This is a genomic window from Sphaerospermopsis sp. FACHB-1194, from assembly GCF_014696235.1.
Classification (GTDB): Bacteria; Cyanobacteriota; Cyanobacteriia; order Cyanobacteriales; family Nostocaceae; genus Sphaerospermopsis; species Sphaerospermopsis kisseleviana.
In genome coordinates this window covers 13,087-28,903 of record NZ_JACJPU010000055.1, presented here as the reverse complement: position 1 = coordinate 28,903, position 15,817 = coordinate 13,087, and the positions used below count along the sequence as shown (strand labels likewise).

The window sequence follows — 15,817 nt, the reverse complement described above, 5'->3', positions numbered from 1 at the left end:
GCGTTACTCACCCGTCCGCCACTAGATCCTAAGATCCCGTTCGACTTGCATGTGTTAAGCATACCGCCAGCGTTCATCCTGAGCCAGGATCAAACTCTCCGTTTTGTTAAGTTTGTTTAGCTCTTTTTTGACTGTTCTTTTACTACCTCAGTCCGGTATCATTTTCTTTACTTGACGCAGGACTTGTTGTATACTGTCTTTCAAACTATAATATTTTCAAGGTTCGGTGTCCCTCCGAGTCCCGCTCTCTCGCGGCTCTCTCTCAGGCACTTATTCAATATAGCGAACCTATCTTGGAATGTCAACTACTTTTTCCAAGTTTTTTTGGATTTTTTTTCTAATCAGTTCAAATCCTTGTGGTGTAAGGGTTTGAGTTAATAAAATTATTGGCTCGGAATGAATCCAGATGGATTTATAACCCTGGGCGCATGATTTTTTCAGCGACTTGGGGCAAAAACTGTTGCAGTAGATAAAGCAGTTTAGATTTACCAATCAGCATTTCGTAATGATCACGGCTGGAGTTACGCCAAAATTCCTCTACTAAAGTATCTAGCTGTATCTTGCCTTTACCCCGTCCTTGGGTCATGGGTGTGTCTACTAAACGGGCAATAATCTCAAAAACTTTGATGGGAGTACGTTCTAGCTGCCAGCGTAGGGCTTTTGAGGCAATATGCAAACCTGCTTTACTACTACAGTAGGGGTTGCTGAGAAAGTCTTTCCGTGAGGGCATAGGAGTCAGGAGTCAGGAGTCAGGAGTCAGGAGGAGATTTGAAAATTTCTTTGCCATCTCTTGAAATCCCAAAAAATGCACACTTTTTCCGGTATACCCTTCAAAACCCTTGCACTTTTTTCCTGTTTATCAGCCTCTAACCTTTGATACATCAAGGTTTTAGGTTTATTCAGCAAACCCTACAGTAGATGGGCGCACTTTGCTTTGGTACTAAAGCTAGTCCAGATGTAATCTTGATTATGGCTGCTGATTGTTTGGTCAGTAGATGGGGAATCATGAGTAGGTTTGACAGGGTGAAAGATATTGCTGAGTTTGTTTATTTCTGAGTCGGGAATGTCTGTGGGCGATCGCAGGACATGAAACAATTGTTGATAGGGTTGATTACATATATACTTGACTAAATTCCAAAGGTGAGAATTCAGATGAAGAGTTCTGTGGCTGTACTACCACCGTTTTTGGTACTGGATCAATTGTTGCAAAGTTGGTTAATGGAGGATATTGGTAGGGGCGATCGCACTACTCAATCCCTTTTATCCCAAAATTCAACTATCAGACAAGGGAAGTGGGTAGCAAAAGCACCAGGAATAATCGCAGGTTTACCGATAGCAGCTAGGGTGTTTCAGTTATTAAATCATCAAGTCAGGTTTGTAGCTGTAAACTCTGAGGGTGCAAAGTGTGAAGCAGGAGACGTGGTAGCGGAAATTCAGGGTTCATTAGATGCGTTGTTGATGGGCGAACGGGTGGCGCTAAATTTGGCGATGCGGTTAAGTGGAATTGCAACGTTAACTAATATATATGTGGAGAAAATAGCAGATTTACCTGCAATGTTTGTGGATACGCGCAAAACTACACCAGGTTTGAGAATCTTGGAAAAGTACGCATCTGCTGTTGGGGGTGCGATTAATCACCGCATGGGGTTAGATGATGCAGTGATGATTAAGGATAATCATATTGCGGCAGTTGGGGGTATTAGAGAAGCTATTACCCGTATTCGTTCCCAAATGCCTTATCCTCTCACTATTGAAGTGGAAACAGAAAGTTTAGAACAGGTGCAAGAAGCATTAAAGTATAAAGCCGATATTATTATGTTGGATAATATGCCTTTAACAATGATGACTGAGGCTGTGCAGTTAATTCGTGAACAGGATAGCCGAGTGAAAATTGAAGCATCGGGAAATGTAAGTTTAGAAACTATTCGTGCAGTAGCACAAACTGGTGTTGATTATATTTCTAGTAGTGCGCCAATTACTCAATCAAGGTGGTTGGATTTAAGTATGAAAATGATTTAAGCAATGTAGCAGCAGAGGCAAAGCCTCTGTGATGGCATTCCCAGTCGGAGACTGGGAACGAGTTAACGAGTTAAGTATTTTTATCAGTTAGGAAATGTGTAAAACAGATTTGCCTGGAAAACGTCTATCTACCAGTTTTTGAGCTACATCAGCAATTTCTGTCCAAGGGGCTTCTATGTCAATATGAGGGCGTAATTGTCCTGATTCTACTAATTCCACTAACCATTTTAACCCCACAGATGCGGATTCTTGTTTGAGTTCATGGAAGACTATTAAACCGTAAATACTCGCACCACCAAGGGCATAAAGATTGCCAGCATTAAAAGTTACTTCTCTTCCGGCAGTAGTTCCAAATACTACTGCTTGACCATTTGTACCTAAGAAACCTAACGCTTTACCGAGAACATCACCGCCTACAGAATCTATTATTAAATGATATGGTCCATATTGTTGAGCAGGGGATATATCTTCACCAATGACAATATGATGCGCTCCTGCTTCTTTGACGATAGGTTCATACTTAGAAGTACGTAGATGGGCTGTAACCTTTGCACCGCTTAACCGTGCTAATTGAATAGCAAAGTTACCGACACCACCAGAAGCCCCCGTAATTAACACAGGTTGATTGAGGAGAAAACCGCCTTTTTTCATGATATGATAGGCTGTTAAACCTGCTATGGGTAATGTGGCAGCTTGAGCAAATGATACAAAGCGGGGTAGTTCTGCGAGAGAGTGGGTAGGTACTGCAACCATTTCACCCCAAGCACCGGAGGGGAGAAAACCGACAACCCGCGCTCCTTGTGGTGGTCCTGAACCGTCTGCGGCGGGTGTTTCTACAGTACCGGCGAGATCCCAACCAGGCCGCCAACCTGCTTGAGCAGTAGAAGCGCGTCTGAGTTCGCCGCGATTGAGTGAAATTGAGGCAACTTTAATTATGGCTTCGTTTGTTGCGGGTGTGGGTGCTGCAACTTCCTTTAATGCTAAACGTCCTGGTACGTTAGGATCAACAACGACAGCGCGAATTTTGTTGTTCATGTTTTTGATATCCTGGTTTGGGTTAAAAACTTGTTTTTCTTTGGTTTATATTACAATTACTTTATCAGCATCAATTTATTATCTTTATTGTCTGAATATTGACAAAACTGATCACAAAAATTATGATGACTAACTTAATCGAATACGAAGACGCTAACCCAGAAGTACGCGCAGTTTACGACGATATCCGCGCTACCAGACAAACTGAATATATCAACAATTTCTGGAAAGCTTTAGCTAATCATCCTCCAACTTTACGCCGTACTTGGGAAAGTCTCAAGGAAATTATGGCGGGTTCTGGGGAAATTGATCCACTGATGAGAGAATTAATTTACATTGCTGTGAGTGTGACTAATAACTGTGAATATTGCATTGCCTCACACACCGCAGCCGCAAAAAATAAGGGTATGACTGATACAATGTTTGGGGAATTGATAGCTATTGTTGGTGCTGCAAATATGACTAATAGGTTTGCAAATGGTTATAAAATTCCTGTGGATGAAATCTTTAAACAGCAGTAAAACTTCAATCATGGACAATTAATAATTACCTATCCCTTGGAGCGCGAAGATTGAAAAAGCGGAATTTTTTTCTTTTTTCTCCTTTAAAGGGGATATTTTAAACCTTGAACGAAACAATTATCAATTGTCAATTATCAATTATTTTCCCAACTTGTTGGAAATACCTTCACAACCACCGGGAATGGTTTTTCTGCTTTTTTCGCCGCACCAAGCACAGCAGTAACGACGCACGGGTTCTGACATTCTTTGTACATTGCTAAAATCGGCATTTTCTACTACTGCACCGGTGTATTCTCCGGTTTCATAGTCGGGTGGGTGGGTGCGACTGCGGGGTGAGGCTTTTTCTAATGAACCATAAAATAACCTGACACTGTTTAAATCGGCATTACTCAAATTAGCTTCATATAAAATCGTGCGGGCAAGGTTGGCTTTGACTAAATCACAACCACTGAGGTTAGCACGCACTAGATTTGCTTCACTCAAATCAGTCCACCGTAAATCAGTGTAAGAAAGGTCTGCACCGGCTAACATTACGCCTAAATCTATTACCCGTACACCTTCTATTCTGTCTTCGGCGTAGCCACCGCTACCATCGAGAATGGCTCTACCTAAACGGCGATCGCGTTTTAATGGTGTTAACAGTTTGGAACGGGAAAGAAAGCGAAGAATTTTGGCTTTTCCATTGCCATCTACACTACTAAAAATTGCGGCTGTGCGTCCTTCTGCTATAGCTCTTTCTTGTGGCCAGTCTTCTAATAATCCTTCTTCATCTAATACTAAATCGGAAATGCCTTGAAAATAAGAATCTATAGTTTGTTGTTGAGTAATAATATTTTGTTGAACTGTAAGCAGGTTTTGTTGAATAGTTAAATCTTTGGAAATTACATATTGTCGCCAAGCTACATAAACGGCAATAATAGCTATAAGAATTTGTCCTAAAGCACCAAACCATTCGGCTAAAGTTCCTGAAGCTTCCCAGTTAATTTTTTTGCCCCAACGTAAGAGATGATAACCTAAGCCGCTAAATTTCAAGAAGCCAATAATACCTACCAATAAACCAATAAAGGCTAATAATAATGTTCTATCTTCTGGAGAAAACCATTCTTTGATGACATCTTGCAACCAAGGAAATAACATAGCTATGGATAAAACCAAAGTTGCGAAAGTTCCCAAAATACCCAGGAATGAGTTATTAATAGCAATACCAATAAAAGTTAGGGCGATCGCTAATAAAGTAAAAATCAAAGCTCTAGGTTTAACAACAACCTGACTGTGATAACGTTCTCTAAAACCAGATATTGCCCTTTTGAGGGCATTGGTATTTTGGGGAGATTGTAAAGAAGAAATAGCTGCTAAAGCTTGTTGTGCAGCTAAACCTTCTGCCGTGAGTTCATTTTCACTAGCAATATCAAAATCATCGCGTTCTAAATTGTGTTCTGGAATAGGTTCTGACTGTGGTGGATGATAAGAATTAGATTCAAGAGTCATTTTTAGATTTTAGATTTTAGATTTTAGATTTTAGATTTTAGATTTTAGATTGGTAAATTAATTACTGTCACCTGTCACCTCTCCCTTATAACCTACTTTATCAACAAGTCAGGAGTAAGTATCACTTTCGCTAACTTTTAACTCCTGACTTTTGCTTTGAAAATTTATTTTTTATGGAAACGGAAACAAGAATTTGTTAAGCTAGTCCTACCAACTTGGCGCTGAAGTCCCACATTTTTTCAGCTTTAGCATCATCGCTGGCTTCATTGGAAACTTTCTGCACAAAGGACTTACCATCTTTTTTCTGTCTATTTCCCCAACTCCAATAAATTCCAGATTGATTGTAAGCTGGATCTGCTACTACATCGGCTACTCTTTCACCAGCTAATTCTTCGGAAACAAACCCCCCAGTAATATATTTTTGGAACACAGGGAAGAGTTTCTGGAATAGGGGATAATGGTTGCGGAATAGGGCGGTTGTAGCCACGCAACCGGGATATAGGGAACTAAAAGTAATACCCGTTGACTCATGATAGCGTCTGTGTAATTCTCTCATGGTCAAAACGTTACAAACTTTACTATCTTTGTAAGCTTTAACCGGTTCAAATTTCTTACCGTCAATCATAGTATGGGGAGCTTTAAAACCAGCTTCAAAACCTTTTAAATCTCCTAAATCGGGACGTGGGGGAATTTTACCGCCTAACTCGTTGGGGTTGTGTGTAACTGTTCCTAAAATCACCAGTCTGGGTTCAGAAGTGGAAGCTTTCTTTAGATCCTCCAACATCAAGTTACACAGAAGGAAATGGCCAAGATGGTTAGTAGCCACACTTAACTCATATCCATCAGGGCTAAATAAAGGCTCTTTAATCAAAGGCATATAGATGGCAGCGTTGCACACCAAAGCATCTAATGATCTGCCCGTAGCTCTAAAATCCTGAACAAATTTTCTTACACTATCTAAAGAGCCTAAATCTATGTGTATAATGGTGTAGCTGTCTTTGGGAATCCCCACTGTTTGGGCTGCTGCTTCGGTTTTTTCCAGGTTGCGACAAGCCATAATAACGTGCCAACTTCTCTTAGCTAAAGCCTTAGCTGCATACAAACCCACACCAGAGGAAGCACCTGTGATTATAACCGTTGATTTATGCTGTTGTTCCATCGTCTTGAGAATCTGATGATTGTAGTTCAGTTGTTATTATGATCTCACACCATGTTCATCCATGATCAGCCTTGTAGCTAACGGATTAAAACAGGGAAATGCTGACAAAAAAAAGGATAACAATTTTTGCTAAGTTGCATGAGATTAATTCAATTTAATTTATATATCGACAAATCGTGGGTGATTGCATATTTGGCAGATTTATTTGTAATTATTCAATAAATCCGCATATTTGGTAGTTTTGCCAACATGATCGAGTTGAATATACAGTCAAAGTTATAGATAAATTGCCAATAGATTGTATAAAATAATTGATCAACTATATCTAGACATGGTATAGTTTATGTGAGTTAATCAAAACTTATCAAATTCTTGATTTCTTTTTCATTCAAATACAAGATAATTAATAGCAGTTTAGTGGACTTGGATACAACTTTTAAACATTCAAAAGGCATAACATTAAATTATGAGTTGCGTAGGTGCAGTATGATTTTAAGGCGATACTTTATTGCCTGTGGATTCATGAGTTTTTTGACTGTTGGTTGTGGTGATTTGGCAATATCATCAACAGAATATACCAAGCAAGTTGTACAAGAAAACAATGTTGCTCAACTCATAGCAGAAGTACAAGATAGTCAAAAAGCGGAAAAATTATTCATTCAAGGCAATAATTTTTTAGATACCAGTCGCTATAAAGAAGCTCTGACATTCTATAATCAAGCGATTGAAATTAAAAAAGACAGCGTAGAAACATGGGTAAATCGAGGTAATGCCCTGATAGCTTTACATCGGTATGAAGAAGCTTTAGAATCCTATGATAAAGCGATCGCCATTCGTCCGAATAAAAATGAAGCTTGGTATAATCGAGGAAATGCCTTATCAGCTTTACGGCGTTACGAGGAAGCAGTAAAATCCTACGATGAAGCTATAGTTATTGAACCAGATAAATTTGAAGCTTGGATCAACAGAGGAATTGCACTAACAAAATTACGCAGGTACAAAGAAGGCTTGGCATCTTACAATGAAGCTATCAGGATCAACCCAAATTCCCATCAAGCATATTACAATAAAGCTTGTAATTATGCCTTACAAAATAAACCAGACCTAGCAATTGAGTACCTAGTAAAAGCTATGCAAATGCAACCTGAAAAATACCAAAAATTAGCCCAAACTGACACAGATTTTGATAAAATCAGGGATAAAAAGGAATTTCAGGAATTATTAAAATGAAGAAGTTAGGAGTAAGTAGGGGCGAAGCATTCGGACAAAAATATTGGGAAAAAATCGAGAATTTATCATCCGAATGCTTCACCTGTACAGGAGTCAGGAGTCAGGAGTGGAATAGAGAATGAAAAAACTCCTAATTACAGGTGCAAGTGGTTTTTTAGGGTGGCATCTTTGCCAAGTAGCAAAGACAGAGAAATGGGAAATTTATGGTACTTATGCTACCCATTTTTTAGAAATACCAGATGTAAAAATATTGCAAGTTGATTTAACAGACTTTCAGAAATTAAAAGAAATATTCCATCAGATAAAACCAGATGCAGTAATTCATACTGCGGCACAATCTCAACCAAATTATTGTCAACTGCATCCCCAGTCATCTTATACTATTAATGTTACCGCATCTTGTAACATTGCCGGACTTTGTGCAGATCATAATTTACCTTTAGCTTTTACATCTACCGACTTAGTTTTTGATGGTTTACAACCTCCCTATAAAGAAACAGATGCAGTGTCACCTGTGAATATTTATGGTGAACAAAAAGCGCAAGCAGAAGCAGGAATATTACAAGTATATCCCCCAGCAGCAATTTGTAGAATGCCGTTAATGTTTGGGAAGGAAACACCCACAGCGAAAAGTTTTATTCAGGGTTTTATCCAAACATTGAAAGCAGGAAAAGAACTGAGTTTATTTAGAGATGAATTTCGCACCCCAGTAAGTGCAAACACAGCCGCAAAAGGTTTATTATTAGCATTAGAAAAAGTTAACGGGATAATTCATTTAGGTGGTAAAGAAAGAATTTCCCGTTATGATTTTGGTAAAATTTTAGTTGAAGTAATACAACTTCCCAGCGATAAATTAAAATCATGTTTGCAAGATGATGTAAAAATGGCAGCACCAAGGCCAAAGGATGTTTCTTTAGATAGTGAAAAAGCGTTTAGTTTGGGATATCAACCATTATCTGTGAGGGAAGAATTAGAGAGGTTGTAAATAGGGGATTTTGAGGATTTTTTTGTCTGAATCAGGATGTCCAGGATTTAAGGATGCTAGTGAGTTTGTCAATTTCAACATCCCACCAATAATCTACAAAATGAGCGATCTCACTTGTTTAAAAATCTCTTCAATATCAACAGGTAAATAGGGAGAAACAACATCTTCAGCACCATCATGTACATGATGAGGATAGGTTGCAATTTCAGGATGATGGGGTGCGTTATCCCAACGTTTTATTAGTTCTCTATTTTCAGTTTGCCAATGAAAACTATATTTAATTATTTCTACTTGTCCAGATTCTATTTTAAAAAACTCAAACATTTCTAAAAAACTACCATTTTTTAATATCACACGATAACGCCATAAACCTTTATCAGTTTGTGCTTCTTCTCTAAGAATCGTAAAATTTACAACTTCTGGACACAGTGTAATTATAGATTTTATCCAGGCTAAATAATCATCGGCATTTTTCATATTTTTCATAAAGCTTGTTCTAACTTATGGATTTTTTTTAAAATGTCTTTGCGGAGTTCACATAAACCAAACCATTCAAAAAAATCCATTTCATCACCTAAGCTACCTGAGTTAAATTGTTCCTCGAATTGTTCAGAAGTTAGTTGATATTTTTGTTCAAATTTTTCTATATCTGAGTTATAGATATCTAATTTTTGGCGATGACGGGTTAAAATTACGTTTAGAAGTTGTCCAATAATTCTATCTAGTTCTGTATTGTCGTTACAATTTTCTGTGAGTAGTTCTAATTTTTCTAATGTGTTCATAATTTTAGATTGGATGAAGTTTATTAGTTGTGAATATTTTAGCACACTTTATATTTTTTGTCAGAATCAGGATATCCAGGACACCCTTCGGGAAGTCAAAAGTCAAAAGTCAAAAAAATCATTTATTTTCAGAAGGATTTACAGGATGTTGTTGTTTTATTATCTATGAGAAATAGCGACTTTGGGATGATTGATAAGATAAATTATCTGTTAAATTATTGAATTATCTGCTGTTACTTCTTGACTGTTGGTGTAACTGTATTTTATCATCTTTCAATATTTACAGACAATTCATCAATTACAATCCTGAAAATCCTCAAATCCTGGACATCCTGATTCAGACAATTTAAAATTTCAGCATCCCATGAATAATCTATAAATAACAATCCTGTACATCCTAAAATCCTGGACATCCTGATTCAGACAATGAAAATTTCAACATCCCACCAATAACCTACAAATTACCAACTAACCATACAAACTGTAGGTTGGGTAGAACGCAGTGAAACCCAACGATTTAATCATCATATTTGGGTAAAGTAAAAATTTATAAGATAATTTATAATATTATATTGTAATTAGATGTAAGATTTGCTATAATATTAAAATTATTTAGTTAAGTGAAAATCAATGATTTCAGAACAAGAATTATTAACAAAATGGCGATCATTACCCCAGGATAAACAAGAAGAAGTTTTAAAATTTGTGGAATTTATGCAATTGAAAACCACAGTCAAAAAACCGCCTTTAGGGGAACGTTTACGAGAAATTCGCTCTAGAATTGTTGCATCTGGTAAACCATTATTAAATGCAGATGAAATAGAACAAGAATTAGCTGTTCGTAGAGGTGGAATCCAAGGTACAGAAGAATGATTATAACTTATATTGATTCAGGGGTGTTACTGAGTGCAACCAATGGTACTGGTTTAATTGCAGAAAAAGCATTAGAAATACTATCAGACTCACAACGGGTATTTGCTGCTAGTGAGTTTGTCAGATTAGAAGTAAGTCCTAAAGCAGTTTATCATCAGCAAACAGCAGAATCTCAATTTTATGAAGAGTTTTTTAATGATGTTATTTACTGGGCAAATGATCTAACTTATATTGTACAAGAGGCTTATAAAATCGCTTCTCAGTATGGATTAGCTGCTATGGATGCACTTCATGTAGCTGCTGCTTTTTCTGTTGGTGCTGAGGAGTTAATTACTACTGAGAAGAAAACAAAACCGATGCACAAAGTAGTTGGTATTAAAGTAATTTCTATTTTTGATTAAGATGTTTTTTGCCTGACAATGATAATTTCAACATCCCACCAATAACCTACAAATAACAATCCTGAAAATCCTAAAATCCTGGACATCCTGATTCAGACAATGATAATTTCAGCATCCCATCAATAACCTACAAATAACAATCCTGTACATCCTAAAATCCTGGACATCCTGATTCAGACAATGATAATTTCAATATCCCACCAATAACCTACAAATAACAATCCTGAAAATCCTCAAATCCTGGACATCGTGATTCTGACAATGAAAATTTCAACATCCCACTAATAACCTACAAATAACAATCCTGAAAATCCTCAAATCCTGGACATCGTGATTCTGACAATGAAAATTTCAACATCCCACTAATAACCTACAAATTACCAACGAACCATACAAACTGTAGGTTGGGTAAAACGCAGTGAAACCCAACAATTTAATCATCATCTATATTATTGTGAAACTCTGTAGGGTGCGTTACGCTGACGCTAACGCACCATTTCAATAAAAAAATCAAAAAGGTGCGTTACATTTCATTAGACATCTCCGGAAATTAAATGTGCGTTTTCCAAAACCATTGTAGAGACGTTCCATGGAACGTCTCTACAATCTTTTTCGGAGATGTCTATTAACGCACCCTACAAACTAAACACAAATCATACCAAACATCAGCAACGCCCTGTTATCTATTATCTATAACCTATTATCTATTATTTGAATAATATTTACTTATTGTTTAATCATTGACAAAAGAACATTTTTATGTTTTTATTTGTAGCTGTGCCTTATATAAACAAGAACAGTATTAGAGTTTTGAAAAAAAATTGCACATTTTAAAGTCAGGATAGGGGAATTAAACAATGACTACTACCTATTACTACGGAACAAGTTTTGCAAACTACTACAACTATACGGGAACTCTACGACTTTATGCCTATGGTTATGATGGTAATGATACCATATCGGGTAATACCAATAATGATTGGATTGACGGTGGCTCTGGCAACGATTACCTTTATGGATGGTCGGGAAATGATACCTTACGGGGTGGGGATGGCAATGACAATTTAAATGGAGGAACTGGCAATGACAATTTATATGGAGAATGGGGAAATGATACCTTATGGGGCGGGGATGGCAATGACAATTTAAATGGAGGAACTGGCAATGACAATTTATATGGAGAATGGGGAAATGATACCTTATGGGGCGGGGATGGCAATGACAATTTAAATGGAGAAACTGGCAATGACAATTTATATGGAGAATGGGGAAATGATACCTTACTAGGAGGATCAGGGAATGATGATCTAAGTGGTGGTTCTGGTGATGATCGCTTAACCGGTTCTACATCTCTGACTTTTAACAGTTTTGAGTATGACACCTTAGCTGGAGGCGCTGGTTGGGACACTTTTGTCTTAGGTACAAGTGCTGGCAACTATTATAGAGGTGGTGGTTATGCCCTTATTACCGACTATAGCGGGGTAAACGACTATATTCAAATTAGGAATATTTCACTTAGCCTACGGCGGGAAAATTGGGCTGGTGGTTCTGCTTTAGATACAGCCATCTATCAAGGAAATGACTTAATTGGAGTCGTTCAAGATAACATCAGTATTCAGCTAACCAGTTATTACTTTAACTTTGTTTAGCATCGCCTCATAGGTTGGGTTGAATGCAATAATTCTGTAGAGAAAACATACTCTAACAATTTTATTTGCTTGAGTTAGTCCGTAGGGTGCATTACCATCAGTAACGCACCTTATCCCACAATCAAAACGGTGCGTTACATTTCATTAACGCACCCTACAATTATCGGGACTTAAAGAAAAATCAAGCCCAAATAAAGCCAAAACTGGCTTTATGAGCGGCAAATACGTCACGATTAACAGTTAACCACTCAAAAAAACGAAAAGAAATAGCAGTTCTAAAGGCTTCTAAAGCCTCAGTAAAAGTGTTCAAAGGTTTAGTTGCCCACCTACGTCTAAAGCCGCCAGTTAATCGATGCCAAAGAATAAAAGTATAGGCACAAAACACTAGGATAAAATGTCGCATGAGACTGGTTTTATCTCGGACTTGATATTCTTTCAATCCTAAAAAACCCTTGGCTTCTCGATAAAAAACCTCTACCCAATTCCTTTGAGAATAGGTGTTGACTATCCATTCTGGAGTCACAACAGATGTAGCAACATTCGTAATAAAGTAGTCGATATCTGTGGCATCAGAAAAAGTATTAGCATTCATGACGATAGCTATACTTCGTTTACCCTCTAGACGTGATATCTCCACTTCTTTAGTTGCCACCCATACTTTTCTGGGTTTATCTAAGTTGAGTTGAATTTCGCTAAAAGCCTCTTGGGGTAAAGACTTTGCCAACTCATCTAGCCTAATTGTTTGTTGATTATTCTCTTGCTCCCTAATTGTAACTTTCCGATTTTTGGCTATTCCTCCTAAATACTTTAATTTCCGAGTTTCTAGTTCTAATAGAAATGATGTATTGTTACCATATCCCCCATCTACAATCACTATTCCTGGTTGATAAGCTGTTGTGCATTTAATTTGTATAAGTGGAACAGGCATCTTGCCTGTTAAACAAGAGTTCAGAATATTAGGATTATACAATTTAGCTGTGTAACAGCTTATCCTCGACCTAGAGTTTGATCTATTAACTTAATTGCTATCTCTGTTTTTTTCTGAAATAGAGGGTCTTGTTTCCCTTCGGCTAAAGAATCGGCGTGTTGATATAATTCTATATCTAATGGTAGGCTTTTTCTCCCATCATATAAATGACTTGTTACTACTACTATCCCCTGATCTGTTTTACCAATTTCTCCAATATATTGTCTTCCCACGCCTTCGGTAAAGTTACCACTTTTTCTATGTCCTGAATCATCAATTATCAAGCTAAATCCCCTACTGATTCTGGTCTGACTACACTTGTTCATTACCTGCAACCGTCGTTCATTTACCTTGATTGCTGACCACGGTGCTTCTGTTAAAAAATGGTGTAATCTGTAGTAAGTTACGCCTACAGCGTTCTCTGCCATCTGGAATATATTTTTTCGCTCGCTTTCTCCTAATAATCCTCCTACATAATGTCTAAACTCCCTTTTTTGGGCTTTATGGCCAAATACATCATCAAACCTTTGACACCATTTTTCAAAGCATGGGGGCATAGCTGTGGGTGTTGTCTCTTTCATGGGGGTTAGTTTGATGTGAAAGCTTTGCTATGCCTGCATTATAACCTTTTTTTTGTCTCTTTTTTTGCCTAAGTCCCGATAACAATCCTGAAAATCCTCAAATCCTGGACATCCTGATTCAGACAATGATAATTTCCACATCCCACAAATAACCTACAAATAACAATCCTGAAAATCCTCAAATCCTGGACATCCTGATTCAGACAATGATAATTTCAACATCCCACAAATAACCTACAAATAACAATCCTGAAAATCCTCAAATCCTGAACATCCTGATTCAGACAATGATAATTTCAACATCCCACAAATAACCTACAAATAACAATCCTGAAAATCCTAAAATCCTGGACATCCTGATTCAGACAATGAAAATTTCCACATCCCACAAATAACCTACAAATAACAATCCTGAAAATCCTAAAATCCTGGACATCCTGATTCAGACAATGATAATTTCAGCATCCCATCAATAACCTACAAATAACAATCCTGTACATCCTAAAATCCTGGACATCCTGATTCAGACAATGATAATTTCAATATCCCACCAATAACCTACAAATAACAATCCTGAAAATCCTCAAATCCTGGACATCGTGATTCAGACAATGAAAATTTCAACATCCCACCAATAACCTACAAATTACCAACGAACCATACAAACTGTAGGTTGGGTAAAACGCAGTGAAACCCAACAATTTAATCATCATCTATATTATTGTGAAAGTGTTGGGTTTTCTAAGTTAAAGGTAAAAATTGAGCGATCGCACTAATCCCCAAACCAAGAACTACCAATACCAATACCCAAACCAAAAATTGCAGCTAAAATACCAACGCCAACTACAACTCCTGCTGCATTTTTCAGATGTTCACCAAGTTTTTCAGCATCCTTTCTCTCTTGAATAGCCTTTAATAGATAAAACTGATCTTCATCACTGAGAGCAGCAATATAATCCTCAGAAAGTTGTTCAATAGGAATAGACTTGAAAAAACTAACACGTTGTCGTTGATGTTTTTCCAGATTATCTAGTTCATGTTGCCGTTTTTTTTCAGCATTAAATTTATCTGCATCTGCTTTATTTTTAATTTCTTGAATTTGCTGTGCAGTTTTTCTATTAATAGTTGGGTTTGCAAATGCTCCTAAGCACACCAATAAACAAAAGCCAGACCAAAGCCATCCTATTACACCAAATGGTAATCCAAAACAAGCAAGGAATAGCAAGAAAATAGAAGTTTTTACTTTATCTTCCAGTGTTAACCCTTCCAAATCTTTTTTTGTATATCTATCCCAATCTTCTTTGTTATACCCTAGTGCCTGTAATTGGTTTTTGACAGATAGATCGACTTGTCTCAGACTTTTATCATATTCTGCTTCAATCTTTTTTCTAAGTTTTTCGAGTCTCCCAGCCACTTGTTGCATTTTTTCAGGATCAAACAGAGTGAGGTCATTATTAACTGTAGTTCTCTGAGATGTAACCTCCTGAGACGAAGCCACATCAGAATAACGACTCATATCATATTTCTGTCTTTCTTCTGGATTACTCAGTGTAGAATAGGCTTCATTAAGCTGTTTAAATCTTTCTTCTATATATTTACGAGCTTTTTCGGGAGTTCCGGGAGGCATTTTATCAGGGTGATATTCCTTACATAAAACTCGATAAGCAGCTTTAATCTGCTGAAAGCTTGCATCTGGGGTAATTTCCAGAATTTTATAGTAGTCTTCTTTGTCTTGCATAGTCTCTATGGCTGATAGCTAAATATATGTAATGTATAATTTAACATATAAAAAGTTGTATTATAGTTATATATCAAGTTAATAGAGTGCGTTAGCAAGCGTAACGCACCACTTCCATAACAAAATCAAAACTAAGATGAAAAATAATAACCATTAAACAGGAGAGATTATGAAGGGTATTTTGCAGTTTATTTTCATGTTCGCATTTTTTTGTCTAATAGGATCTTTATCTGGGGCTGTTCCATCTGTTTTAGTACCTTATTTTTTATGGGGTTCTATAATAGTCATGTTTCTAACAGCAGGTATAATGTCTAACTAATCTACGTATTTATTCCGTACCCCATATTCCCATCACCTTAACCCACCATTTCAAAAATTCAGATCCCCGA

At 37.2% G+C, this 15,817-nt stretch carries 15 protein-coding genes, 1 rRNA gene and 1 pseudogene; 8 read left to right on the top strand and 9 right to left on the bottom strand.

The genetic code is table 11. The features are described 5' to 3' along the window. Both H6F45_RS22850 and H6F45_RS22845 read right to left on the bottom strand, forming a co-directional pair. A 16S ribosomal RNA gene (locus H6F45_RS22850) occupies positions 1-105 on the bottom strand; the annotation flags it as partial. 307 nt (positions 106-412) lie between these two features. Next, positions 413-676 carry a hypothetical protein gene (locus H6F45_RS22845; RefSeq protein WP_242052703.1) on the bottom strand — a complete coding sequence of 88 codons (264 nt, stop codon included), beginning with the start codon at positions 674-676 and terminating at the stop codon, positions 413-415. Between the two features lie 476 nt (positions 677-1,152). Here H6F45_RS22845 and nadC point away from each other — a divergent pair, with 476 nt between their 5' ends. Continuing rightward, complete coding sequence (gene nadC / locus H6F45_RS22840; RefSeq protein ID WP_190348464.1) at positions 1,153-2,019, top strand: carboxylating nicotinate-nucleotide diphosphorylase; 867 nt, start codon at positions 1,153-1,155, stop codon at positions 2,017-2,019. Positions 2,020-2,106: 87 nt separating this feature from the next. Here the strand turns inward: nadC and H6F45_RS22835 are convergent, their stop codons facing one another. Then, the gene (locus tag H6F45_RS22835; RefSeq protein WP_190348463.1) at positions 2,107-3,054 is read right to left on the bottom strand and encodes a zinc-binding dehydrogenase; all 948 of its coding nucleotides are present in this window, start codon (positions 3,052-3,054) and stop codon (positions 2,107-2,109) included. Between the two features lie 125 nt (positions 3,055-3,179). On the opposite strand from H6F45_RS22835, the gene H6F45_RS22830 reads away from it, so the two are divergent. Then, on the top strand, positions 3,180-3,575 hold the full coding sequence (locus H6F45_RS22830) for a carboxymuconolactone decarboxylase family protein (protein ID WP_190348465.1): 396 nt from the start codon (positions 3,180-3,182) through the stop codon (positions 3,573-3,575). Between the two features lie 138 nt (positions 3,576-3,713). Here the strand turns inward: H6F45_RS22830 and H6F45_RS22825 are convergent, their stop codons facing one another. After that, complete coding sequence (locus H6F45_RS22825) at positions 3,714-5,063, bottom strand: pentapeptide repeat-containing protein (protein ID WP_096571155.1); 1,350 nt, start codon at positions 5,061-5,063, stop codon at positions 3,714-3,716. A gap of 196 nt (positions 5,064-5,259) precedes the next feature. Continuing rightward, positions 5,260-6,222, bottom strand: coding sequence for a protochlorophyllide reductase (locus H6F45_RS22820; protein WP_137667495.1), 963 nt, complete (start codon positions 6,220-6,222; stop codon positions 5,260-5,262). Between the two features lie 486 nt (positions 6,223-6,708). Between H6F45_RS22820 and H6F45_RS22815 the strand changes: the two genes are divergently transcribed. From H6F45_RS22815 to H6F45_RS22810, 3 genes are read left to right on the top strand one after another with little or no spacing between them, the layout of a single operon-like run. Then, on the top strand, positions 6,709-7,452 hold the full coding sequence (locus H6F45_RS22815; RefSeq protein WP_096571152.1) for a tetratricopeptide repeat protein: 744 nt from the start codon (positions 6,709-6,711) through the stop codon (positions 7,450-7,452). Then, a complete protein-coding gene (locus tag H6F45_RS27150; protein ID WP_272110337.1) occupies positions 7,449-7,574 on the top strand; it encodes a hypothetical protein in 126 nt (41 codons plus the stop codon). Before H6F45_RS22815 ends, H6F45_RS27150 begins: the two co-directional genes overlap by 4 nt. Continuing rightward, positions 7,571-8,437 carry an NAD(P)-dependent oxidoreductase gene (locus H6F45_RS22810; protein WP_190348462.1) on the top strand — a complete coding sequence of 289 codons (867 nt, stop codon included), beginning with the start codon at positions 7,571-7,573 and terminating at the stop codon, positions 8,435-8,437. Before H6F45_RS27150 ends, H6F45_RS22810 begins: the two co-directional genes overlap by 4 nt. Before the next feature lie 93 nt (positions 8,438-8,530). Here H6F45_RS22810 and H6F45_RS22805 read toward each other — a convergent pair whose 3' ends face one another. After that, a complete protein-coding gene (locus tag H6F45_RS22805) occupies positions 8,531-8,923 on the bottom strand; it encodes a DUF6516 family protein (RefSeq protein ID WP_096571148.1) in 393 nt (130 codons plus the stop codon). Next, positions 8,920-9,219, bottom strand: coding sequence for a hypothetical protein (locus H6F45_RS22800; RefSeq protein WP_190348461.1), 300 nt, complete (start codon positions 9,217-9,219; stop codon positions 8,920-8,922). The genes H6F45_RS22805 and H6F45_RS22800 overlap by 4 nt, the downstream gene beginning before the upstream one ends. A gap of 630 nt (positions 9,220-9,849) precedes the next feature. Between H6F45_RS22800 and H6F45_RS22795 the strand changes: the two genes are divergently transcribed. The 3 genes from H6F45_RS22795 to H6F45_RS22785 all read left to right on the top strand — a co-directional run bounded on the left by H6F45_RS22795 (position 9,850) and on the right by H6F45_RS22785 (position 12,142). Continuing rightward, the gene (locus H6F45_RS22795; protein ID WP_137667491.1) at positions 9,850-10,092 is read left to right on the top strand and encodes a hypothetical protein; all 243 of its coding nucleotides are present in this window, start codon (positions 9,850-9,852) and stop codon (positions 10,090-10,092) included. Next, on the top strand, positions 10,089-10,493 hold the full coding sequence (locus H6F45_RS22790) for a PIN domain-containing protein (protein ID WP_137667490.1): 405 nt from the start codon (positions 10,089-10,091) through the stop codon (positions 10,491-10,493). The genes H6F45_RS22795 and H6F45_RS22790 overlap by 4 nt, the downstream gene beginning before the upstream one ends. A gap of 857 nt (positions 10,494-11,350) precedes the next feature. Beyond that, on the top strand, positions 11,351-12,142 hold the full coding sequence (locus H6F45_RS22785) for a calcium-binding protein (protein ID WP_190348460.1): 792 nt from the start codon (positions 11,351-11,353) through the stop codon (positions 12,140-12,142). Between the two features lie 181 nt (positions 12,143-12,323). Here H6F45_RS22785 and H6F45_RS22780 read toward each other — a convergent pair. Both H6F45_RS22780 and H6F45_RS22775 read right to left on the bottom strand, forming a co-directional pair. Further along, positions 12,324-13,690, bottom strand: a pseudogene (locus tag H6F45_RS22780) (transposase). 772 nt (positions 13,691-14,462) lie between these two features. Further along, a complete protein-coding gene (locus tag H6F45_RS22775) occupies positions 14,463-15,428 on the bottom strand; it encodes a J domain-containing protein (RefSeq protein WP_190348459.1) in 966 nt (321 codons plus the stop codon). Between the last annotated feature and the right edge of the window lie 389 nt (positions 15,429-15,817).

Excerpts from the sequence above, each read along its gene's own strand:
- H6F45_RS22815 (WP_096571152.1), top strand. The coding sequence starts at position 6,709 with ATGATTTTAAGGCGATACTTTATTGCCTGTGGATTCATGAGTTTTTTG.
- H6F45_RS22830 (WP_190348465.1), top strand. The coding sequence starts at position 3,180 with ATGACTAACTTAATCGAATACGAAGACGCTAACCCAGAAGTACGCGCA.
- H6F45_RS22800 (WP_190348461.1), bottom strand. The coding sequence starts at position 9,219 with ATGAACACATTAGAAAAATTAGAACTACTCACAGAAAATTGTAACGAC.
- H6F45_RS22790 (WP_137667490.1), top strand. The coding sequence starts at position 10,089 with ATGATTATAACTTATATTGATTCAGGGGTGTTACTGAGTGCAACCAAT.
- H6F45_RS22835 (WP_190348463.1), bottom strand. The coding sequence starts at position 3,054 with ATGAACAACAAAATTCGCGCTGTCGTTGTTGATCCTAACGTACCAGGA.
- H6F45_RS22825 (WP_096571155.1), bottom strand. The coding sequence starts at position 5,063 with ATGACTCTTGAATCTAATTCTTATCATCCACCACAGTCAGAACCTATT.
- H6F45_RS22775 (WP_190348459.1), bottom strand. The coding sequence starts at position 15,428 with ATGCAAGACAAAGAAGACTACTATAAAATTCTGGAAATTACCCCAGAT.
- H6F45_RS22795 (WP_137667491.1), top strand. The coding sequence starts at position 9,850 with ATGATTTCAGAACAAGAATTATTAACAAAATGGCGATCATTACCCCAG.
- nadC (WP_190348464.1), top strand. The coding sequence starts at position 1,153 with ATGAAGAGTTCTGTGGCTGTACTACCACCGTTTTTGGTACTGGATCAA.
- H6F45_RS22805 (WP_096571148.1), bottom strand. The coding sequence starts at position 8,923 with ATGAAAAATATGAAAAATGCCGATGATTATTTAGCCTGGATAAAATCT.
- H6F45_RS22810 (WP_190348462.1), top strand. The coding sequence starts at position 7,571 with ATGAAAAAACTCCTAATTACAGGTGCAAGTGGTTTTTTAGGGTGGCAT.
- H6F45_RS22820 (WP_137667495.1), bottom strand. The coding sequence starts at position 6,222 with ATGGAACAACAGCATAAATCAACGGTTATAATCACAGGTGCTTCCTCT.
- H6F45_RS22785 (WP_190348460.1), top strand. The coding sequence starts at position 11,351 with ATGACTACTACCTATTACTACGGAACAAGTTTTGCAAACTACTACAAC.
- H6F45_RS27150 (WP_272110337.1), top strand. The coding sequence starts at position 7,449 with ATGAAGAAGTTAGGAGTAAGTAGGGGCGAAGCATTCGGACAAAAATAT.